The sequence below is a fragment of the Clostridium sp. AM46-21 genome, from assembly GCF_003480025.1.
Taxonomy (GTDB): Bacteria; Bacillota; Clostridia; order Lachnospirales; family Lachnospiraceae; genus Coprococcus; species Coprococcus ammoniilyticus.
Window position 1 is genome coordinate 19,356 of the sequence record NZ_QUIB01000024.1, and the last position, 24,278, is coordinate 43,633.

Sequence of the window (24,278 nt, forward strand, 5' to 3'; positions counted from 1 at the left end):
CCTCCTGTTTCTGCTGTCTTATAACAATATCAGATTCTCCTCAAAGAAATGTGTGTTATTCAGATAGGTATCCATCGCCTGGATCAGCTCCTGATCATTTCTTGTCTCCTGACTGATCAGCATACTGTTGATCAGCTCAAATCGATTACTGTTCTTCTTATGACATGTTGTATTCTTTAAAATATCACTCTCAACGATGGATGAATTACCGCTCTCCGCACCATCAATGGAATATAACAGCGTCTCTCCGTGGAACACAACAAATTCCTTGATATAAATTCCCGGTATGATCTCATTCATTCGCTCCGATTTGTAATGTGCCATACTGTTGCTTTCCTGTCCGAAGCTGTAGCTTACCCAGATCTGTCTGCCGCTCTCACCCTTAAAGATCAGATAGGTCTTAAACTTCATATCATCCGGCAACGTTACAAAGGATGCAAATTCTTTAAAGAGCGGCAGGATCTTACTGCTGTCTATAAAATGACGAACTGTATTCCGGATCCATTCCTTCTGTTCTGCCGAGAACCGTCCACCGCAGCCTGCAAAATAAGAGAGCAGCGCCATCTCTGAAATCTCATCTGTAATGTTCTTCTTCGCCACCTCTTTATACAGACATTCCATGATATCCGCAGGATCTTCAGATCCTTGATAATATACTGGTATGCACAGAACCGTAAAAATGCCTTGACTACCATGCCCCTGCTTCTGCCTGCGTAATAAAGCGCAAAGATATCAAAGATTGCCTCTGTATAAGCATCCGCAAACATCATCTGTGCCAAGATATTCTCTGCAAGCATATCAATATCACGATAATTTGTGTTAACTGCCTTAAACAGCTCTGCCATTTCCTCTAACGAACCATTATAGTTATTGATCAGGAATGCCAGAACCTTCTGTGTCGCATACCCCCTCCGGTACAGATATACACAGATGGATAATAACGTCCGATCATCATCATAGCGCTTATCGGATATTCCGAATTCCGCGATCCGTATCAGTTCATCCACATCCACATCTACATATCCAAACCGATGGATTCCATTAAATGCCTGCTCATACATCCGTAAAGAAATGTAATATGTAATGATCCGGGAAGCGTCCTCCACTTCCACATAATCCAGATCAATTCGCGACAGATATTTATATAAAATGTCCGCATCATAATTCTCATGATAATACTCAACCATATGGCGGAGTGCTCTCTGCCGAATCAGATAACTGATATTCGGACAGTTAGAGATATCACGCGCCAGATTGATCTCGGATGCATCCTTATATGAGAAGCTGTCTATATCGTTATACTCAAATAATAACAGGCGGTAATCCTTCGGATTATACTCTTTACAGATATCCAGATAATTTTCTTCTCCAACAACCGGCTCAAGCCGGTATGGTACCGTATTGATATATCTGCAGCCCCGACTGTCAAGTAATGTAATGATAGCGGATTCTGACACGATCTCTACATAAGCTTCTCCGTCAATCACATCCACCTGTTCACTCTTTTCCAGTTCCTCATGTGTTACAACCACTGATACAATATTCTTATTCCGACAGGTCAGCTTCTGCTTGAATATGATATTAATTAACTTTGATGCAAATTCCGGTTTCACACTCTCCGGCTCCAGAAATTCTTCATAGATAACCGTCAGATCATCACTCACTTCTCCGTCAATGATCTTCTTCTCCATGAAGTTCTCGATTGCCGGAATATACTCATGGAACACATTCATATTCTGTGCCTTATTCATTATGACATTTGCATAGAGATATGCCAGCTCTTCATCATCTAACGTATTCTTGTAATTGAAATAACGGAGAATGGATTCTGGTATCGGCTGATACGTCTTCTTATCCATGCTCTTTAAGAAGCCCTCATACAAACCAACATATTTAATTCCTGCATTTGCCGCATCCTGATAATATACATGATACTCTTTATCACATTTTTTAAATCTGAGAAGAATTTCACATATCGTATCCAGTGTCATACGGTCATGCTTTGCTGCATAGATATTCTCCAGCATCTTGAATGCGTGAATATCAAAGAGCTTCATTCTTGCAGCCGTCTTTACGAATTCCATAATGACATCTTCGGATACAAATTCATGCCGCATACCCCAGCGGATAGCTGAGATCTCAAGCGGTGCGATCCGTTTCATCATAAGCGGCTGCTTATTGAACATATCACATATTTCAAAGTAAATAACCGGGCTGTTTACACCCTCATTATATAATTTCCGGATATCCTCATAAAGGTTCCATTTATCCTCTGTATAACTGTAATCCACAAATAACAGCAGCCAGAAATAAAACAGCTTGTCCTTCTCCTGTTCCAGTCGTCCGCGGACAAGTCTTGCCGTGCTGTCGATCATGTCCTTATCCTTTGTCAGAAGTGATTTCAGATAACTGTAATAACACTTCTCCATGCTGCCTGCCTCGTTCAGATCGGCATCTGCATCGATACGGACAAATTCCTGTTTTACATATTCTGTCTTGCCCTCTAACAGCTTCATATGAAGCAGTCCCAGCCGATAGATGTTATCCTCCGGTCTGTATTTGACCAGTGTTTCCAGTGCCTCTGTCGAACGTTTCGTGTAATCAGCAAGTGCCATCTTATCCGTACGGAAATCAATGTATGCTTTTGCCAGTGCCTCATGACCTTTCTTGATCATGAAATTCACATGACGATTCTTCGGCTCGGTTCTCTGAACCTCCGGCTTCTTGATGCTGACCTTTACACTGATATTCTGCAGGGTATTATTAAAATGGATATAACCTGCCGATACCCCTTCCGGGATCTTCGTCGGATCGATCAGGAAGTTCAGCTCATAATTATTTCCAGTGAAATCCTGACCTGTGATCCGGGTTGCTTCCGGGATCAGGAAATCGCTGTCTGATGTAATATAGGTATGGGTATAACCCCAGGTGTTCTTATTTACGGAGATCGTTGCACGAACCAGCTCATCCGGCATCTCGATCAACAGCTCACGCTGCTTTGCTGTCAGTGTAAGCACACGTTTCTTATGGGTATATACAAGGAATTCTTCCATTGCCTGATTGATGGATAACGATTTCTTCAGGCTCTCATAGACTCCCTTAATGATCGCGTCATCCCCTAAAAAGGTACGCACGAATTCCGGGCTGTCAAAGATCTGAACTGCTACATCCCAGTGCTCCTCTGCGAAGGTCGCGAACTGGAACAGGTCCTCGATCCGTTTGTCTTCTACCAGAACATAAGGCGGAACAACCTCTACGCTGTACGGGATCTTATATTCTCCACCATCCGTTATGATGTTGATATGTCCTTTAAAGCTCTTGCCTTCTTCGATTCCGCGGGCATCAAAAGAAAAGGCAACCGTATTCCGTCTGCCTACAAATGTATGACTCTTGAAATCGAACAGGTATCTGCTGTCATATACCATCAATTTGATCGGTACATCATTCTTTGACACCACCTTAAAGGTTCCCTGAAATATGGAGCCGGCTTCCACAGCCAGTTCCAACTTTGCAATGGAAATATCAATATCCGGTCTTTCTACATTGAATTCTCCTCTGGCGTACTGTTCTACGATCCCTTTCATCTGGTTCTCCTTGCTTTCGTAATCATTTTATTAAAACTCATGTATTTTTCTTGTAATTAAATCCCCGAATCGGTATAATTATATAAAAACATATATTTTGATTATAGCAAAATAAATAGTTTTTTGAAACATTATATATGGAAAAAGAGGAATTTTTTATGGGAAAAAGTACGTCACATCATTCTGGGAGCAATCTGCTCTCCCAGAATGAATCTGTAAGATTTGACCTGAACATGAATCCGCTCGGGGTTCCGGATTCTGTCAAAAATGTCATTCTTAACAGTATCGAAGATCTGAAGCGTTACCCGGATGGCTCATATACAAGATTAAAAGACAGTATTGCAGGCTATTCTGGTGCGGATCCGGACGATATCATTGTCGGAAGCTGCTCATATGAATTTATCAAACTCCTGATCGAATTCAACAGTCCAAAACATGCTGTCCTTCTTTCACCGGGAGCACAAAATTATGAGAAGCTCCTAAAAATGAACGGCTGTGATATCACATATTATCAGTTATCCGAAGAGGAAAATTATGAACTGGATATTGCGGATTTCATCTCTACGTTAAATGAGTCCATTGATATGGCATTTATCTCGAATCCAAATGGAACAACGTCACAGGTTATCGACCGCGAATCTCTGGAATTCATTGCAAAGATCTGCGCAGGAAATGATATTGCACTGGTCGTTGATGAGGAGTATATGGATTTCGTTCAGGATAAGGATGATTGCACCGCTATTCCGCTGGTTAAGGAATATGACAATCTCTACGTTCTCAGAAACACAAGTAAATTCTTTGCAGTACCCGGTCTTCGATTAGCCTATGCGATCACATCTAATCCGGTTTTTAAAAAGACAATGTCAATCACCGGTTTTCCTTATGCGATCAACGCACTTGCCGAGGCAGCCGGCATTGATATGTTCAAGGATGCTTCCTACATAAGTAAGACCCAGACACTGATGAAGACGGAACGGAATCTCGTCTATTCTGCACTGGCAAGCCGCAAGACGATTAAGCTCTATAAGCCGGATGCAAATTTTATTCTGGTTAAATTATTAAAGACCGATATTACTGCTCAGACAGTTGTGGAACATTGCCAGAGTAAGGGATTGTATATCAGAAGCTGTGCCGACATCACAGGATTGGATAATTCTTATATCCGCTTCTGCTTCATGAATCCGGAACAGAATGATCTGGTCGTTAACACTATTTTAGAGGTTGTATAATAAATTATATATGTTATTTAAATGAAAGGGTGGTACATACATATGAAACATGAACCAATGAAATTAACATCTTCTTACAATAATCAGTTATATATCAAAGTGATGAACGGTCACTTTGCTACAAACCATTCTCATATCAACCAGTATATCGATATGACAACCTTGAAGGTCAGAGGCACTATGCTGCTGCCGCTGCCAAATCCATGGGAACCGAATATATGGCATCAACCATTGTTGACACGATCGTCTGCATGGACGGAACTGAAGTGATCGGTGCTTATCTGGCAGAAACCTTAAGTCAGAACGGTATCACTTCCATGAACCAGCACAAATCCATCTACGTTGTTACACCTGAGGTTCACAGCTCCGGCCAGTTGATCTTCCGTGACAACCTCCAGCCAATGATCGAAGGCAAGCATGTGCTTCTTCTGATCGCATCTGCTACAACCGGTAAAACGATCAAAAAGAGTCTGGAGTGTATCAAATACTACGGTGGTTCTATCGCAGGTATCTCAGCAATCTTCTCTGTTGCAACAGAGGTTGACGGCTATCCGGTACATGCACTGTTTACCGAAAAGGATCTTCCTGATTACAAGACCTATCCTCATGATCAGTGTCCAATGTGTCAGGCCGGAAACCGCATTGAAGCCATTGTTAACAGCTATGGTTATTCTGAATTATAATAGAACTATTCAAAAAAGAAGTCTGGGAGAAATTTCTCCCAGGCTTCTTTTTTATACGCATACAAAATAAAAATATTTTCAGAAAGGATAAACTATATATGGCTACCACTTCTCTTAACCCAAATCTAACATTGATAGAATCAGCCCTTTCAAAAGATGATATCATGAAAATTAATTTATATTATAAAGATGGTACTTTTTACAACGAACGAGAAGGTACTCCTTCTGATATAATTAAAGATATAGACATAAATAATTTTTATTTTGTTCCCACAGAATTCGGAAATTATATTCCTACATATGCAACTTTCGAGCATTTTGGACGAAAATTTGGTTCTTATGGTTCACCCAATTTTAATATAAAAGCATATATGTGTTTGCAAATAAGATATTTCCATATTACAAACTATTTAAAAGACAATGAACATTACAATACCTTCAATGGATATCACGCATGGAAAGAATATATTGAATCTTTAATTAATGACAGAAGTCAAAAAGACTTTCCTACATACAATACCGAATTAACGAGAATAACAGAACAATATAATTTTAAAGAAATCTACAATCTCAGTGAATGTCAAAAGAAACTTGGTATTTTTATCCTAGCACTAGATGAACAAAAAGTCATCCAAATAGGTTATGCCGATTCTTACAAATATGATTTATGTAAAACAATTCAAAAAGAAATACGAAAATTTAATATGCGCAGTACCGGTATAGCCTTATATAATGCAAAGGATATAACACGTATATTTATCTTAGATGCACATACATTTTTTAATGAAGATACAATAAAACTCACAAAAACTGAAATGCATTCCGTCAAAAGAGAATTTATACGTATGCAACTTGCAGAAGATGATACCTATGAAGATGATTATTTGGATAATAATGAATTATATCGTTCACTACTAAAAGATGCCTTAATTAACAAAACACATGAGCAACGTACATATTTAATTCGCGAAAAAAAATTCCAAATAATTAGTACTATAAAAGAAGATATTTTACTATCATAATTTTTCATTTTTTACTCATGAAAGTTTGATAAAATAACTATTATAAATGCTCACTCTAACAATTATTTTTTATCTTTCTTATTCGTACTACTATTCAAAATAAAGGGACTGCTGCACAGTCCCTTTTATCCATTATTTATTACTTATCCAAATATTTTTTTACCTCCCCAATAACCAGCTCCGCTGTCTGAAACTGTTCTTCCGCTTTTTCTCGTGACGCAATATAGAAATCATCATAATCACTTTTTTCACGTACTCTTTGTAACGTTCCAAGCTTTCTTCCAATTTCACGCGGAAATATTTCTTTAGCCACATATTCTTTATTAAAGTATCCCATAACATCTTTATGACGCTTAAAATCAACTGTACTCAACGCCAATATAGCTTTTACTGCATAAAATGCAGCATAGTAAGAACGATTAATCGAATCCTTATACAAACCCTCTTTTAAACAATGTGCTGCTACTTTTAAACTATCTTCAGCTTCGGCAATTCGATAATTACTTAAATTCTTTTGTCTCTCATCCAATTACTATCCCCTCCTTCTCTACATTATCAAAGAATGGCAACGCCCCAACCAATATTTATAATGTTCCTCATTTTCCAGAACTGGATTAATCATAATGCCTGATTCCAGTTCTAATTCAAAAGCAAGATCAAAAATTTTGTTCTCGACTTGTTCTATTTCTTCTTTTGAAAAGGGGGTTAATATCATAACATCAATATCTGAATTTTCCTTATAATCACCACGAGCATAAGAACCATAGACAATAAGCTTAGATAAATTATTTTCCAATATTTTTTTAGCACCCTGTGCAAAGGTCATTAAAACTTCCTGTCTTGTCATAAAATTTTCCTCCTGTTCCTGATTATTTTTATTCATATATTATGTAGTTATAATAACATTTTTTATTTATTAATACCATTTAAATCTATTATAATTTCAAAATCCCTCAAATATCACTGAAAAAATTATTTCATCTTATTATTCATGCTTTGGACGGCTTTCATTCATCCATTTCTTCGGGTTCGTGTCATCCGGTATCAGTCTGACCGGAATAGCACGTAAAACTAGCAGCCACTGACGGATGATGAAATGGCTTTCTTATCTGCTCTGGACAGAAAGGAACCGCTGATCGGCAAACCGGAAACACCGGAGCTGGTTGAATTTTCATTGACCTGGTAATCCCCACAAAAAAGAGGAACCCTTCTTGTTCCACCTACAAAAGCCAGACATAAAATCTGACGATTGTATGGTTGGAACATAAAGGATTCCTCTTTTTTATTCTATAAACTCCCAGCTGATCGCCGAAATCACACCACTTAGCTGTGGTAATGAGAACGCTTATAATGTACGATCAGCCCTGCTGCCGCAAGAATCAGTATCACCACGATCGCCCACACCTGCGGCGTTACATCCTTAATGTTATAGCAACGGACATTGATCCACATCTGATTGATCCGTTTGCTGGCATCTGCATCGAAGTACTGCATGATCGCACTTCGCTCGATCGCCGCTTCGTCCGGATACTGGGCATAGAGCTGACGTCTTGTCTGCTCCTCCGGAGCTGTTATGATGTAATCAGGATCCGAATTATCACCACTGAAGAAATAACCAAGCGGATATTCTGTTGTATCTTCTTCTCCATCTTCCGCACCATAATTCCAGTTCAGATAATCAAATACTGTATTATCATCTTCGCCTCCTGCAATAACAGAAGTATATCCGATGTAGTACATATTTCTGACTGCATTGTCCGGTCTTGAAAGAAAGTTCACAAAGCTTTCTGCTACCTGTTGTTTTCTGGCATCTTCATCGATACCATCCTTTAACATCACCCAGCCATCAAACCAGAGATTGGTAGATTCCTTCGGCACGGCGAAATCAAGATAAAGATCATCTTCTTCTGCCTGATCCATCGCATAAACCGCATCACCGGACCACTGATAATTTGCAAGCACCTTACCGGATACCATATCTGCCTTACCACTGTCTGTCTCAAAGGAATATACATTGTCCTTCATATCCTGAAGCAGATCCTGCACTTCCTGTATCGTTTCCGGGCTGACATCATTCATTACCCGAAGCAGATCCTCATGATAAGTATCTGCATTTATGAATTCCTCTGATGTCAATTCGTCCTGCTTCAAAATGCCAAGTGCCGCAAAATAAGAATCACGCACATTATCCTTGATCGTAACCTGACGTGCAAACTTCGGATTATCCAGGATATTCCATGTACCTGCTTCTTCCTCTGTTATCTTCTCCGGATTATATAAGATACCGGTTACACCCCACATATATCCGGCTGCATATTTGCTCCAGCTCTCACCATTGATCTCATTTTCATCAAAGGTCTGTCTGATATATGGAGATACTCCCTTTGCATAATAATTTTCCTCTATACTCGTGTCATAAAACGAATTCGAAAACGGAACTACTTTTTCTTCTGCCATCAACTTCATGATCATGTAGTCGGATGGACAGACCAGATCGTATTTATCACCAAGGGTAAGCATGTTATAAAGGTCTTCATTTGTTCCAAAACAGGAATATTCCACCTTTACCTTCTGACCATATGTCTCATAGTACCAGTTCTCAAAATCCGTCACCATGGAATTCTCACCGAAGATCTCGGTTCCATCTTCCAGGTCGATTACTTCGTCCTCATCCCATTCTCCAAGGTCGATATATTCTTCCCAGTTGGATACTCGAAGCACGATCGTATCATCCGACTTCTGTACATCGGCAGCATCTGTCTTTGCTGCATCACTTCCTGTATTATCTGATATGGCAGATGCTTCTGTCTGATCCTGCACATTATTATCTGCCTCCGCATGTACCAGATAAGCCGCAGGTGTAAGCATCATAAGTCCGGCACAGAAGCCGGCAAATCCTTTGAATAACTTCTTCTTATTCATATCTGCCACCTGCCTTTCCGGCTCTCGCCTTTGCCTTTGATGTCATATTCATACCAACAACGATCAGTATAACGATCACGAAGATCACTGTTGATAACGCCCATAAAGCAGTCTTGATCTCTGTCTGAGATCCTTTCGTCGCATTTACGACATAAGTACTGATCGTATCAAAGGTCGCAGGCTTCGTATAGCTTGCAATGAAATAATCGTCTAATGACAGGGTAATTGCCAGTGCAAATCCTGAAATCACCCCCGGCAGGATCTGTGGAAGGACTACTTTTACCAGTGCGGTAAATGGTGATGCACCCAGATCCATAGCTGCCTCATACAGGCTTCCATCCATCTGCTTTAGCTTCGGTACAACTGACAGATAGACAAATGGTGCAGACAGCACGACATGTCCGACTACCAGCGGCACATAGGATTCCTTACTGACACCAAATACTACGATCAGCAGGATACAGATTGAAAAACCGGTTACAACATCTGCATTTACAACCGGAACCTGATTCATCGCAGATACGATCCCCGATGCAAGTTTCTTGGAATAAAATGCACCGATCGCACCCAATGTTCCAAGCAGAGTGGCAATCAATGCAGATCCAACCGCAAGAAGAACCGTACCCCAGATCATATCTGCAAGCTCAGGCTTGGTAAATAATGTAACATAATTCTGAACGGAAAATCCGTGTATTGTTCCGATATTTGCCGAATCCGTAAAACTATAAACTGCAAGGATCAGAATCGGCAGATAGAGGATCACCAACATCAATATAATAAAAGCAACCCGAAATCCTTTTTTCATTATAACAATGCACCTCCTCTGTTGTTGTCTTCTCCCTCATATTTATTTGTAAAGAGAGTAAAGATTAATATGATCAACAGAAGCACCAGTGCGATCATGGATCCATTGTGCCAATCGTATGCAGCAAAATAGCTGCCTATCAGACTACCCATAACATAAGTGCTGTTATACAACATATCCAATACAACATAGTTCGTCATAGACGGAAGGAATACCATCACGATACCACTGATGATACCCGGAACAGATAACGGAAGCGTCACCTTTAAAAATGTCTGAACAGAACTTGCGCCCAGATCATTTGCTGCTTCTAACAGACTGTTATCTAACTTCATCAATGTTGTATAGATCGGCAGAATCATAAACGGAAGAAAGTCATATACCATACCGATCACGGAATTCAAAAACGGATAATATGCCAGATTATGCTCGATCAACGTCAGGACTTCCTTTAAAGCAGTCAGTCTTAACGTAAAATTGATCCACATAGGAAGAACAAAGATCATAACAATAATCGACTTTTTCTTCCATTCACTTCTGGCAAGTATATAGGCGATCGGGTACGCCAGCAACAAAGCTGCTGCAGTCGATACACAGGCGATCGCAAAGCTGTAGGCAAGGGTTCCGATCGTGTTCGGACTGGTGAAGAATCCTGTCAGGTTCTCCAGTGAGAACTGCCCCTCCCCATTTGTAAATGCATAATATATAATGACTATAAGCGGTGCAACCACAAAGCATATCAGGAACAATGCATATGGCACACACAGTTGTTTTCTGGAAAAACGTAATGTACTCATCTCTGTCTCCTTTTGCTTTCGGTTATTTCTTAAGTTCAAAGTGGATCTTATCCTTTGGAATCACAAGGCTGACAAAGTCATCCATATTCCAGAGATATTCATCGTGAACAATGAAATCTTCCTCATTCTCCGTACGGACTACATAGCTGTAGTGGTCTCCTTTATAGATCAGGTTAATGATATGACCGGATATGATACCTTCCTCCTGATCATCACTCATCGTAATATCATCCGGCTTGATCGTTAAGATCACCTTGAGCCGCTCATGATCGATGACATCTCCGGACGCATCCATTAATACACCATCCTCATAATGAGACGACGGAACGATCTTACTCAGATCACACTCAAGCTCACCATCTAAGAATTCCAGCTTATAATATTTGTCAACTCCTGTCTCGATGCGGTTCAGTGCTTTCTCCGCAGGCATAACATGAATGCCATCCGGCTCTACGTTAAGTCCAACCATATCGCCTACCTTTGCAGACTTTGTGGACTGTATCACGATCTCATTTTTACCGGACTGTACTGTGATCTCATAATGAACACCCTTGAATACCACAGAGATAACCGTTCCTTTTACTGCTCCCTGCTCCGGCGACACGATCAGGATATCCTCCGGACGCACTACGACATCCACCTGTGTTCCATGCTCTACATCATCTAGGCATTCGAATTCCGCACCACAAAAACGAACCTTTAATTTGCCTGTCATGATACCATTAAAAATGTTGCTTTCTCCGATAAAGTCCGCAACGAATGCATTCTTCGGCTCATTGTAAATATCCTCCGGCGTACCAATCTGCTGGATACGTCCTTCTGACATTACAACGATCTTATCTGACATTGTAAGCGCTTCTTCCTGATCGTGGGTTACATAGATAAAGGTAATTCCAAGTCTCTCGTGCATTTCCTTTAATTCGAGCTGCATCTCTTTTCTCATTTTCAGATCCAGCGCACCGAGCGGCTCATCAAGCAACAGAATCTCCGGCTCATTTACCAATGAACGTGCGATTGCAATTCTCTGCTGCTGTCCACCGGACAATGTCTGAACGCGTCTATCTTCAAACCCTTCAAGATCTACCATCTCAAGAGCTTTTTTTACTTTCTTTTCAATCTCAGCCTTTGGAAGCTTTTTCAGTTTCAGGCCAAATGCGATATTGTCATAAATATTTAAATGTGGAAACAATGCGTATCTCTGAAATACCGTATTGATCGGGCGCTTATTTGGCGGCAACTTACTGATGTCCTTACCATTTAATAAAATCTCCCCCTCTGTCGGCATCTCAAAACCGGCTATCATTCGAAGTGTGGTCGTCTTACCACAACCGGACGGCCCTAAAAAGGTTACAAACTCTCCACGCTGCACCTCCAGATTAAAGTCATCCACAGCCGTAAAGTTATCATCAAAATTTTTTGTGATATGCTTTAACTCGATAATGTTTTCCAATTATTTATACACTCTCCTTTTCAAGTTATTTATAATTTTTATCATTAGACAAAAATCAACTAATTCTAACATATCCGGGAGAAAATTAATATATATTTCGTGTTATTTTTCTTAGGTTTTGTGTAAATTTTACATCTGAAATTTCATCGTCTGAGAACTGACGCATACAACCTGACCAGATCCGTCTTGTCGCCGAATTGAAGATGAACCGAACCGTAATCCGACTCCTGAAGCCGGACATTTTTATTTGCTGCAAGATCGCTCAGATGCACGTTGGAATTCAGCCGTCCATACCAGCCTTCCAGAGTCTGCGTAAGCCCTGTGACTGGAAGCTCCTGTAATATCTGCTCCAGTATTCTGCCGGTATGTGATCTCTCTGTCTGTTCCCTGCTCACGACTACCGTGTCCGATGTCAATCCATACGAAGCCACCGCTGCTGTCATCACCTGCTCCTGCGTCAAGGAATCTGCATAAATATCAGCTTCAACACTTACCATCTCCTTGATATTCAGATTATCAAAAAATGTATGAATCTGATCGACTGCCTCTATACGATCCGTCTGAACGACCAGATAACCCTGTCCGGTAACTGAATTGTCAATAAAAGTAAATCTCCAGAATGCCGGATTTCCGTTACTTTGAAAAGTTGTTATCGAATCATGCCGTCCGGTAACAGTCAGTTCGCCTGCAGATACCCCAAAGCATTCGGCAGTATTCAAAAGAAGATTATTTATCTTCGCCGGAGTCAGACGCGGGCAGACATCCTTTGAATCTTTATTTTCAGATTTTTCTGAATCTGCCATCTCATATACGCCCCATACACTTATATCAGCATGAACCTCCAGCTGTGTATCTGCCTCCTGCATACTGGCGAACACTTCTTCCATATCCATTTTCTCATTTATAAAAAACTGCAATGCTGCTGCGATCCAGACAAGCAGCACCATATATATCTTCGCCGAACGCTTCATGTATACATCTACCATCCTTTTCCTATATCCATATTCTGGACAATATCATGTGCTTTTATTCCAGGAACTTCTTGGATTGCTGACGTACATCATAATCTTCATATTCATGAGGCAAATCAGATACTGCAGACTTACGTTCTTTTGCAATATAGCAAAAAGAGGTGCCAGACACATGAATGCCTGACACCTCCAATACAGCTCACTTCCATCACAAATTCAGGTGTTTTCTACTTGAACTTCATCTTCTTTGTTACACCCTTCTTTAAAAGGATCTTTTTGTATGCCGTCTTCTTTGCTTTTGGGATCTTGATCGTTGCTTTTGTATAGATCTTTGAAAATGCTTTAGAGCCAACAGTCGATGCTGTTAACTTTGTTGACTTGATCGTAATGGTCTTCAGATTTGTGCATCCATAAAAAGCATATTTTCCAATCTTGGATACATTTGCACCGATCGTTACTTTTTTCAGCTTCTTTCTGTTTACAAAGGCACGGGATGCGATCGCCGTTACCTGATAGGTCTTTTTACCGAGCTTTACAGTTTTAGGAACAGTCAGTGTCGTAATTGTATTTGATGTTACACCACCAAATGTAACGGTCTTCGAAGATGTAATCTTGTAGATCATCTTATTCTTGATCACAACATCACCCTTGCGATAGCCTGACTTTACTGTATTATCGAATGAATCAGTCTTGTCTTTTTTGAAGGTTGTTACGCTCTTTGTCTTTGACTGAACCTTCGACAGCTGGTATGGATTGACCTCTACAAATACCGGTGAATCATTGTTGGTTACATACCATATAACCGTACCGGATTTGGTTACAACCGGCTCACACATCGCAAGTGCAAGGGATGATGAATAGATTGCTGATGCTTTATTTCCGGCTTCATCTAATAGAACCATCTTTGTCGTATATGTATTTTTCTTTGTATTCTTTTCTTCCCATAACAGAAGAAACTGGGAACCACTGATCTTCACAAGCTTTGGATTTATAACTGTAATCTTATCCTTAGCTGTATAGTTTGTGATCCACGAAGCATCTTTCTGCAAACTTGTCTTGGATCCCGCATTGATGTAGACATTCTTTACTGAAGTCTTTTCACTTTTAATACCGGTTCCCGTCAGAATATAATTATTATCTCCAAGCTTCAGATCATTCAGCGTATAACCAGTATAATTATTTCCTGCATATCCCGGTATAGAGATAATGGTTCCATACATAGCTGGTTCGCCAACCTTTTTACTTACCTCCGTTGCTGTAAGTGCGATTCCTCTCGGATATGCATCACCCAGATCTGCGCGGTAAATATAGGTTCCATCGGTTGCGATCTGCTGTGCAAAGGAATGGCTGACATAACCCGCAGACAGGTTCATCACATCATAGTAAGAATCTACAAGCTTCATGCTGTCCTCATTTACCACAAAGGTGCAGTTCGCCTGATGATGATAACCATCACTGCTTTTAAACATCGTATGGCAGGTATGAATATATAACTTACCTGCCGTCTCCGTCATCGAGAGTCCTCCGGCTTCAAACGGTGTATATGTATTTGCGCCCTTGATGGAACACGCTTTCAGCCGTTTCCAGTTTTTATCATATTTTACAACACGAATGACCTCTTTCGATTTGCTTTCCTTCGGATTTGACTGACCAAATACCAGATAGTTGTATTTCTCGCCACTATAATATCCGCCAAATAATGAAAGCTCACATTTGATCTTTTTCTGGCTCTTTAACCGATAGGAAGAATCATAAACCTCGCGGACAACCACACCACGGATGTACTCTATACGTTCAAAGGTTCCATCTGCTCTGGCATTCAGATATGCCGTCTGGACATCTCCATATGTATAGCCTGAATTGATACTCCGGTGCATCGTTGCCGATACCGATCCAACTGCTCCGGTTGATTTATATGCTGTCTTGCTCTTTGACAAGGTTGAATCTGTTACCTTGATCGCGATCGTCTTCTGTACATTGATAGGCGATGCACTGATCGTGATCTTTGCTGTTCCCTTCTTCCATGCGGTCAGATTACCTTTCTGATCTACACTTACAACCTTTGGATCCGAGCTTTTATATGTATAATCCAGTGAAAATCTACTATTCGTACTGCAGGTCACCATTCCGGATGCTCCAACCTTCATATTTGCAGGTGCATTTACATGAAAGCTAGTCGGATATGTCCAGTCAAAGATTTCGAGATAATAATTACTATCCTTTTTTTCTATCACAACACAGTTGTTATTCTTATCCATAAAAAACGTGTATACAGGATATGTAGTCTGCATACGGATCTTTTCTTTGTTCGTTGCAATATCATATTCTGTCAGTATTTTCTCATCCGTTTTTGCAATTAGGGAAGTTCCTGCACCATTTAATACACATCTTGGTCCAATGCTGGATAAGTCGGCATGTCCATCGCCATAGTCGGAATCAGCTGTATAAAATGCCATCTTTAATGCCTTTTTATTTGCAATATTAATTGGTGATACCGATACGCTGCTATCGATCAGATTGATACTGGTCGAACTCTCTGTGACATCATTGATATCATACTGATTGGAATCCACCAGTGCGCAGATTTCTCCATTAAATGTTGATAATGCGGCTAGATATCGTCCATTCAGCATCCGGACCGGCGTCTTATGTGTAAAGAGATCAAACTGATACAGATACATCATATTCTCACCCTTGATCGTGATGGAATTGTCACCATTCACTTTTCCCGCTTTCAGGCTCGCCATGTGGTGATTGAAGCCCCAATATCTCCAGTTCTCATATCCCATATAGTAAAAGTTTCCATTTGTCTGATCAAAGCCCAGGAATTCATATATATCATCTCCTCCGCTTTTCTGGCTCAATAGCTTACCATCCGGACGGAACAAATATAATTTATCCTCATTGGTTGCTATATAATATCTGCCCGCTCCATCTACGCCGATTGCTGATAAAATATTTGCCCAGCGTCCTTTTACATTAAATGTATCAAAGCTCTGCTGTTTTTCTGCTCCCGTCTTAAAATTATAACTGTCAATCTCCACCTGACAGACATAGCTGTATGAATCCGATGAAGCATCCGTATTTTTCTTATAGTCTGCAGTCGCAAAATAAACGGCCTCTTCATCCATATATGCTTTTTCTATATAATATCTGCTGGTATATACTGTTGTATATGTTCCATTTGTCATATCATAAAAGACGATCTCATACTGCTTTGAATTGCTATATACCTCTCCTATCGTATGTACAAAAAACATCCCATTCTTCTCTGGTACATACACCATGTCATTATACGAAGACAGCTTCCCGATCTTATCCGCATCCAGCTTCACTACATTTGACTCAGCTAACTCGGCTGTATCCTCTTCTGTCTGCTGCACATTCTCCATAGCTGCCTGTGTTGCAAGCTCTGTTACCTCCTGTGCCCGCACTCTGACAGGTGTCATAAGCAGTCCAAGACCGATTGCAAACCCTACAATAGCAACTGTAAGCCTGTTCCACTTTCTCATAATCACCATACTTCCTTTCATTTTTAACTTATTCATATATCGTACTTGATGCATGTAAAAATCAGCATCCTTTCCGACAGATTATTCGGCATTTCTCATCCTGTGTGCTTCTCCACATACTACAATGTGTCCCGCCAAATCCACATTTCTACAGGCAAATACCTATTTATAGCTTATCACACTTACTCTGATCTGCACAATCATAAATACAGCCATCTAATATAAAAATATATACATAACAAAAAGCAGGCTGCTACAGACTATATAAGTACATATCCCTGATTTCGGGCACATATTCCTATAGTATTGACAGCTGCCTGCTTTCACTTCGTATATTCTATTTGGTCAGTATCTTTCAGGAAGAACATATTTCTCCTGATAATCGATCATCTCTTTGTAGATTCTCTCGCAGTTATTGTGATCTCTGTAGTAGAAGAAGTCATCGGCGCGTTTTACATATTCCGGCTTCATCTTACAATCATTCTGCATATACTCGATCAAGGTATCGATCAGTTCATCGTTGTCATGACAGATCTCCCCGAATGCCATTGTATCATAATGGAAGGTACCCTCCTCATAATGCTGTGGTATATCTTTGTGATGGAGATATACCAATGGCTTTCTCATATAAGCAAAGTCAAACTGGATACCAGAGAAATCCGTTACCATCAGACTGGATTCACAGAACATATCTTCATAGCTCATATCTCCAACTGCCGGAACGATATCTACAAAATCATTCTTATCAAAATCATCCACCTGTGAGCTTACGATCGGATGCAGAACATATTTGATCCGGTATCCATATTTCTCTGCCGCATCGATCAGACGCTTGTCATTAATAAGTGCATTGAATACCTTGAAATATTCTGATTCCTTAAACAGCGGATTGTAATCACGCTGTTCGCTCTCACTGGTACGAACCGGCATCGCTGCCTGCATTCTCCAGGTCGGACTGATCATAATCTGCTTCTTCGCCCGATCCTTCAAGCCATCATAACGAGGAACGCCTGTCAGCTTCAATGCATCATAGCCGACATAATCATATACCGGACGAGACAGATTCTCGATCTCATACTTAGATGCGCAGAAGTAAAGTCTGAGATTATCCCGCAGACGATTCTGGGCGATCGCAATCTTCTGAATCGACATACCATGCTGAACACAGCAGACATGGAAATGCGGAAGGTCACGGATAAAGGCCGAATTTTTTAGTTTATATCCATTAAATGCATAAACCGTTGAATTCGATATAACCATCATATCTGCATATAAGAATACAAGTCTGTGCTTTAAGGAATCACGCACCAATGGCTTGTAGCCCTCTTTCTTCAGACGCTTATAATCCGTACTCTTCTTATCAACCAGATAGTAATGCTTGATATCCTTGCTGTTTTGTGCACTGGCATATTTATACAGGTACTCGGATGAATCTCCGCCCTTGTAAATCTTATCAATATACATCCAGATCGGCTTTCTGGTCATGAATGGACGACAGATAAAGTACAGCATTCTGAATATCGCATACTTTCTTGTCCAGTTATTCTTCTTAAACATATCCTTCAGTAACTTAAGCTCTTTTACAAATTTCTGTGACTTGCTCACCTTACGGATGACCATACTTCTCCGCTCAGATGTCATCATATACTCTCTGTTATCTCCAAAAAACCAGTGGCTGTTTGCAAACGCTCCGCATACCCGACTGAAATGGGATGGGAAACTAAGGGTGATCGTCTCGATCTGCGTTCCGAATTTCGCCTCACAGGATATTGCTGTTTCATTTTTCTTTGCAACCGGAATACTCAGATGGAACGAATGTCTCTTACAGATCGCTGCTCCAAATGCCTTTGTCAGACCATATCGTCCGTTATATTCGATCTTATATTTGACATTGTTATATTTGAAATAAATCTCGTCCGCCATGGAATACAGGATTGGATGAACCGTTCCATCGATTTCCAGCTTACCAGCTCTGTAATTGATGAATAAAATGTTAGTGCTTAAGCTCATAACTGAATTAAACAGGGTATCCCCGATTCCATAATAGATCTTTCCTGCAAGGAAGAATCGCTGGAACTTATAATCCTGTCCATTTCGTAAGATACCATACACCCATTTCATCGTATCACCCGTGATACAGGCCGCTATCTTATTCCGATTCAGCATGATACTCTCTTCGATCAGTCCAAGTGACCTGCCTATCAGCTCCAGATACTCTTCTCCATGGCCTTCCTCGATTACATGCTTATTCCGGTTGTCCATGTTGCCTTCAAATCTGGCATGTATGGAATACATGAAGTTATACTGGATAAATACCGGTATCCTTCCATATTTTTCTTTCATTTCTGTTAAGAACGGCATCCAGAATTCTGTAATAGAATCAAAATACCACTCCTGCATATACAATCCACGATAAAATGTAATATCATGCTCCTCATATTCATATGCTGTATATTCCACACCCGGAAGATACACAACTTTCATTTCTTCTGCTAAATAACGCAGGAAGAAATCACGTTCCATTTCCAGTCCCAATGAAGCATTCACATTACGCTTCTTTAAAATATCTGTCTTTAATATTGTTCCTGCAAAAGTAAATGGATAACAGTCATATTTATTTTTCAGATCAATCACATAAAATGATTTTAATTCCTTTTTACTGTCTGTGACTTTTAAGAAATTACGAAATGCGCCTTTCGTTGCATTTGCAAATGTTTTTGCGATCATATATACATGATGTCCCGGGCAGATCGTAATTCCATTTGTAAGGATCTCTGCCAGATTCTCTGAAATCACATCTCCGACTTCTATAAATGCACAGTAATCTCCCTCTGCTTTCTCTGCCATCTGATGATATGCTTCTGCCGGTGCAGTATATGCGGTATCATCAATTGTTACCGTAAATGCAGGATTACCGATCCTGGTGATCACATTATTATACCAGTCTTTATCTGCTGTTACCTGACTGGTATTCAGCACAAACTGAACCGAATACTCTGCCATCTGTGCATCCGAAACTACAGTCTCTGATTTCTTTTCTACTTTTTCTTTCTCAGTCTCAGCATGCTTCTTCTTTTCACCCATGCTGATCTTTTCCTGAGAAATATCATCCGCCGACAGATCACTGTCGCCAATATCAGTACTACTTCCTTCTGCAAATGCCATACTGCCTTCCCCTGCTGCATTTGCAAATTCTTCACCGATCCGGACTTTATTATTCTTACCAAGCCCATATGCCGCCATCTTTTCAAATACTTCAATGGTCGCCTTGTTTAATTCTTCGTCGTCCGTTAAACAACACAAAATGGATAATTTCATCGTCCATCTCCCTCACAACTACTTTACTTTCTTCTATATAGTATCATTCATTTCTAGCATTTTACATACAGAGATTATTTTACCTAACTTTCTTCTATAACGCAAGTAATTGTTTTAATCTTGTATTCATTATTTTCTTGATTTCATTTATGATCTGTGCTATAAAGTAAACAGTGTTTACCATTTTAAACAGACAGGGAGTGAGAACAATTCGAGAAAGTACAAAAGCAACAAAAGAAGCCATCCTTGCAAGTGCCAGAGATATCTTTTTAGAATATGGATATCAGGAAGCCTCCATGCGTAAGATCGCAGCGCGAGCAGGCATAACACCGGGAGCGATCTATAAACACTTTTCCGGCAAAGAAGATATGTTTGAAGAAATTTTTGCGGAAAGCGGAAATAAGCTTATGCTGCTTTCCGAATCTATGTTGCATGCAGATTTTACTTCCATGACAGATGATCAGTTACTTCAGGTCTTATATTCCGGGATATCCATCCGCACCTTTGAGCTGTTAGAGGATGACATGCAGTTATTTCACATGCTCTTAAAAAATGACTCCGGTACATACCTGAGCCGTTTTCGTAAAATCTACATTGAACAATGCACCGGATTTGCAATGCAGTATTATTCCGAATTATACAAACGAGGACTTGCATCAAATCAATTATCAGAAAAAACAGTCTATATTCTCTCATCCTCTGAGTTCTCGATGGTCTGTGAAATAATCGCAGATGATTCCTGCAAAAACGGGATCACACCTGAGTGCAAACAGGCATTTTTAGAAGCAATGAACATTCTGCTTCATGGACTGGAAGCAGCACTTGGAATAAAAAAACAGGAGGAACCAAAACATGGAAAAAATTAAGATTGAAAAAGGAACCGTACAGGAAACATTATTAATTCCTCTATATGGAAGAAAATATGCCAGATCATCGAACTGGAATTTGACTAGTATGGAGGCAGTTTAAAATGGAATATGGATTTACACAGAAATTATTTGGATATTTTTATCACAGCTCCTGTATGAAGCAGGCAGCAAAACAGAAATTGAATATTAATAAAAAAGCAATAAAGCAGGAATATGTATCGATTATGAAAAATGCGAAGGACATTGGCAAATCCAGACTTATGAGTTCCTATTGCATGGGAGCATATTTTATCGCCTTAAACCGTAAAACCCCACTGTCACCGGAAGCCTGCTATGAACTGTACAAGGACGGCTTATCTTCCAACAAGCTGTTTCATATAGCGGTTGGAAATGCCAACAGCTATCTTGATAAAAAGAAGATGCCGGGCAGACTAAAATGGTCAGCAGATTCTCATTTGCGCCGATATGAAAATGACTGGGTCGTTGATATCATTGAGGGAACTCCTCAAGATGATTTTGAACTTGGCTACGACTATCATACCTGCGGTATCTGTAATCTCTGTCGGGATGAAGGATGCTTTGAACTAGCGAAATATCTCTGTCGGATGGACTATGTTCTCGCGGATATGATGCAAATGAAGCTCACCCGGACGAAGACGATCGCTGAGGGTGCAGATCTTTGTGATTTCCGATATGGACGGAAATGATCTTATACGACCGGCAGCATTCAAATATGAAAAATTAATACACTCCGAAAGAACACAAAAACTGCCGCCAGTTGAATGACTGGCGGCAGTTTTTGCTCTTCCTTATACTTACACTCTACTTTTTTCTGTAAGCGCTGCACATCTAATACCAGATTATTTAATCTTGACTGCTTTTACAGCACTCCATTTTCCATACACCCGGTTTCCGGTAGAATCCTTCTTAAATGCACGAACCTTAACGTAGTATTTCTTTTTAGATTTTAATCCGGTTAATGTCTTGGTTAATTTCTTTGTTACTTTTTTCTTTGCTCCACTCATGTTTTTCTTAGTAGAATAACAAATCTGATATCCATATGCATTCTTGACTCTTTTTATCGTTACTTTTGCTTTTTTCTTTGATGTACTCTTAACGCCAGGTTTCTTTGCCTTCGCTACTTTAACCTTTGTCCAATGTGCATATAATGTAATATTCTTATTTGCAACCTTACTCTGTCTGGATACTTTAACACCACCGGCAGGGCTTGTATACCAACCTGCAAATGTATATCCCTTTCTGGCCGAAGCAGGCAATGTACCATAATATTTACTAGGAATAGCCGACATGCTCTGCTGTTTACATGTACCACCATTTGCTGCGAAGAAAACCTTGATCGGTCTGACTTCAAATTTATAATAACCATCATAAGAAGCTGTTTTATTGGTGTCACTTACAAATTTTGCTGCAGTTGAGGCAGCATTTCCTTTTAATGTAGTTCCTTTTCCAAATGCGTATCTGGAAAGAACAACATTATCATCTAACACATCAACATATGCATTTTCTGCCAAAAAAGCATTTGCCTGAATAGCTGATACACCTTTTGAGATCGTGATATTCTTTACTGTATCTCCAAACGCACACTCTTCTATATTAATTGTATTTTCCGGTATCGTCACAGCGGTAATCTTTGTCTTTTCAAACGCACCTTTATTAATATACTGCAGTCCTTTATTCAACCGAACATCATTAAGTCCGGAGCGATAAAATGCATATTCATCAATAACCTGTACATTACCCGGTATATTAATGCTTGTTAACATCTCGCAATTTTCAAATGCATATTTACCAATCGTCTGGACATCTTTACCGATTGTTACAGAATTCAAACTACTACAAGCTCTAAATAAATAGTTTCCGATTGATGTGATCCCATCCCCAATTACAACACAATTAATTCGGTACTGATATGTTTCAAATCCATTCTTATCTTTATCCCCATACCAGAATGAATTGATCCAGTTTTTTCCACTATCTCCCTCATATGTACTTCCGGTACCGGTCAGAGTCAGAGTACCCGTAATATCCAGAACCCCTGTAACATTTGCTCCGCATTTGAACACACATTGAATGTTCGCATTGCCCGCTGCCTTTACTGTCAGCTCGGGAATCATACTGATAACCATTATCCCTACAAGCAATAATGCCGTTAATCGTTTCATCACCTGTTTCATCTGTTATTCCTCTTTTCTTTCTCATTTTTGTCGTTTTTGGTATATGCATGTATATATTTACATGTCAACCTCAGATACTGTTTTATTATAAAAAAGCATAAAAGTCCAGATACAGCATTTCTGCCATATCTGGACTTCTACTAAAATATACATGTTACCTGTCCTGCTTGTGTCTTTAGTCTATAATTGCCTTAATTTCCGATTCGCTCATATCGGTTACATCCATGATCTGTTCTAAGGTGTAGCCTTTCTTATGCATTTTCAGGATAATATCAACTCTTTCTTCCGATCTTCCTTCTAATCTTCCTTCAGACCTTCCAATGACCTTACCTCGTGCTTCGCCTATTTTTTCGCCTTCTGCCCTGCCAGCTGCTTTGCCAGCGGCTTCGCCCTTCGCATATCCCATTTCTTCTACGCCTTCACTCAGATTACACATGATCTTCACCTCGTCTCTGATACCGTGTCTGTCTACTGGTATGTCATACTCTTGTTTCATCAGCTTCAATTTTTGTTCTGCCGTCATTGTCTGCGACAATAGCGTTCCAAGTAAGCGATGCAGTTCATATCGTTCTTCCTTAGGCGGTATCTCCTTTGCCAATCCGATCATCACGATGTTAGGAATATCCAGATTGCCTTTCCAGTCCTGTTCGCCAAGTAAATCATCTTTTACCATATGAATATGACTCAGACTGTTCTCTTTCATATTCATACAGATCCAGATGGAATACACCTGTTTGATCTCGTTATAGTCAGAACCTGTAAATTCCCGCTCTTTCTGGGATGACACCAGTCTTGCCGTATAGAAGATTGCCCGATTTAAGATAAAATACTTTGTCGGTTCATTCTTCTGGGCTTCCAGATTAATGATCATTTTCGCCAGTCCATCCCGCATCCGTACATAGAAGATAATATCAAAATATA

19 protein-coding genes and 1 pseudogene are annotated in these 24,278 nt (G+C 40.0%); 6 read left to right on the forward strand and 14 right to left on the reverse strand.

Annotated features, from left to right (window positions below; genetic code table 11):
• Positions 1-18: 18 nt before the first annotated feature.
• Both DW959_RS14775 and DW959_RS13665 read right to left on the reverse strand, forming a co-directional pair.
• Positions 19-621: a DUF5717 family protein gene (locus DW959_RS14775; protein WP_243023412.1), complete on the reverse strand. Its 603-nt coding sequence runs from the start codon at positions 619-621 to the stop codon at positions 19-21.
• 35 nt (positions 622-656) lie between these two features.
• A pseudogene (locus DW959_RS13665) lies at positions 657-3,584 on the reverse strand (DUF5717 family protein); the annotation flags it as partial.
• Between the two features lie 158 nt (positions 3,585-3,742).
• Between DW959_RS13665 and DW959_RS13670 the strand changes: the two are divergent.
• The 4 genes from DW959_RS13670 (at position 3,743) to DW959_RS13680 (ending at position 6,518) form a co-directional block, all read left to right on the forward strand.
• Complete coding sequence (locus DW959_RS13670) at positions 3,743-4,813, forward strand: histidinol-phosphate transaminase (protein ID WP_117785851.1); 1,071 nt, start codon at positions 3,743-3,745, stop codon at positions 4,811-4,813.
• A gap of 42 nt (positions 4,814-4,855) precedes the next feature.
• Positions 4,856-5,083 (forward strand): hypothetical protein, encoded by a 228-nt coding sequence (locus DW959_RS15175; protein ID WP_347475364.1) that lies wholly within the window; start codon positions 4,856-4,858, stop codon positions 5,081-5,083.
• A complete protein-coding gene (locus DW959_RS13675) occupies positions 5,032-5,496 on the forward strand; it encodes a hypothetical protein (RefSeq protein ID WP_021943433.1) in 465 nt (154 codons plus the stop codon). Before DW959_RS15175 ends, DW959_RS13675 begins: the two co-directional genes overlap by 52 nt.
• Positions 5,497-5,594: 98 nt before the next feature.
• A complete protein-coding gene (locus DW959_RS13680; protein ID WP_117822055.1) occupies positions 5,595-6,518 on the forward strand; it encodes a hypothetical protein in 924 nt (307 codons plus the stop codon).
• Positions 6,519-6,657: 139 nt separating this feature from the next.
• On the opposite strand, the gene DW959_RS13685 is transcribed toward DW959_RS13680, so the two are convergent.
• The 10 genes from DW959_RS13685 to DW959_RS13730 form a co-directional block, all read right to left on the reverse strand.
• Entirely contained in the window at positions 6,658-7,047 is a 390-nt protein-coding gene (locus DW959_RS13685) for a HEPN domain-containing protein (protein WP_021943435.1), read from the reverse strand.
• An 18-nt stretch (positions 7,048-7,065) separates the two neighbouring features.
• Entirely contained in the window at positions 7,066-7,365 is a 300-nt protein-coding gene (locus DW959_RS13690) for a nucleotidyltransferase domain-containing protein (RefSeq protein ID WP_243023413.1), read from the reverse strand.
• Between the two features lie 224 nt (positions 7,366-7,589).
• The gene (locus tag DW959_RS13695) at positions 7,590-7,784 is read right to left on the reverse strand and encodes a hypothetical protein (RefSeq protein ID WP_021943437.1); all 195 of its coding nucleotides are present in this window, start codon (positions 7,782-7,784) and stop codon (positions 7,590-7,592) included.
• Positions 7,785-7,841: 57 nt separating this feature from the next.
• Complete coding sequence (locus tag DW959_RS13700) at positions 7,842-9,440, reverse strand: ABC transporter substrate-binding protein (RefSeq protein WP_117822057.1); 1,599 nt, start codon at positions 9,438-9,440, stop codon at positions 7,842-7,844.
• Positions 9,433-10,245, reverse strand: coding sequence for an ABC transporter permease (locus DW959_RS13705; protein WP_117822058.1), 813 nt, complete (start codon positions 10,243-10,245; stop codon positions 9,433-9,435). The genes DW959_RS13700 and DW959_RS13705 overlap by 8 nt, the downstream gene beginning before the upstream one ends.
• Positions 10,245-11,042, reverse strand: a complete 798-nt coding sequence (locus DW959_RS13710) for an ABC transporter permease (RefSeq protein ID WP_021943440.1) — start codon at positions 11,040-11,042, stop codon at positions 10,245-10,247. The genes DW959_RS13705 and DW959_RS13710 overlap by 1 nt, the downstream gene beginning before the upstream one ends.
• Positions 11,043-11,064: 22 nt before the next feature.
• Entirely contained in the window at positions 11,065-12,492 is a 1,428-nt protein-coding gene (potA, locus tag DW959_RS13715) for a polyamine ABC transporter ATP-binding protein (RefSeq protein ID WP_021943441.1), read from the reverse strand.
• Positions 12,493-12,635: 143 nt separating this feature from the next.
• Positions 12,636-13,478: a hypothetical protein gene (locus DW959_RS13720; RefSeq protein WP_117822059.1), complete on the reverse strand. Its 843-nt coding sequence runs from the start codon at positions 13,476-13,478 to the stop codon at positions 12,636-12,638.
• A gap of 212 nt (positions 13,479-13,690) precedes the next feature.
• The gene (locus tag DW959_RS13725; protein WP_173784184.1) at positions 13,691-16,975 is read right to left on the reverse strand and encodes a leucine-rich repeat protein; all 3,285 of its coding nucleotides are present in this window, start codon (positions 16,973-16,975) and stop codon (positions 13,691-13,693) included.
• Between the two features lie 345 nt (positions 16,976-17,320).
• Positions 17,321-20,293 (reverse strand): CDP-glycerol glycerophosphotransferase family protein, encoded by a 2,973-nt coding sequence (locus DW959_RS13730; protein WP_117822061.1) that lies wholly within the window; start codon positions 20,291-20,293, stop codon positions 17,321-17,323.
• Between the two features lie 200 nt (positions 20,294-20,493).
• On the opposite strand from DW959_RS13730, the gene DW959_RS13735 reads away from it, so the two are divergent.
• Together DW959_RS13735 and DW959_RS13740 are read left to right on the forward strand one after the other, a co-directional pair.
• Entirely contained in the window at positions 20,494-21,159 is a 666-nt protein-coding gene (locus DW959_RS13735; protein ID WP_117822062.1) for a TetR/AcrR family transcriptional regulator, read from the forward strand.
• Between the two features lie 104 nt (positions 21,160-21,263).
• The gene (locus DW959_RS13740; RefSeq protein WP_117807217.1) at positions 21,264-21,869 is read left to right on the forward strand and encodes an L-2-amino-thiazoline-4-carboxylic acid hydrolase; all 606 of its coding nucleotides are present in this window, start codon (positions 21,264-21,266) and stop codon (positions 21,867-21,869) included.
• A gap of 153 nt (positions 21,870-22,022) precedes the next feature.
• On the opposite strand, the gene DW959_RS13745 is transcribed toward DW959_RS13740, so the two are convergent.
• Both DW959_RS13745 and DW959_RS13750 read right to left on the reverse strand, forming a co-directional pair.
• Complete coding sequence (locus tag DW959_RS13745; protein ID WP_117822063.1) at positions 22,023-23,357, reverse strand: leucine-rich repeat protein; 1,335 nt, start codon at positions 23,355-23,357, stop codon at positions 22,023-22,025.
• Between the two features lie 175 nt (positions 23,358-23,532).
• A complete protein-coding gene (locus tag DW959_RS13750) occupies positions 23,533-24,249 on the reverse strand; it encodes a hypothetical protein (protein ID WP_347475365.1) in 717 nt (238 codons plus the stop codon).
• Between the last annotated feature and the right edge of the window lie 29 nt (positions 24,250-24,278).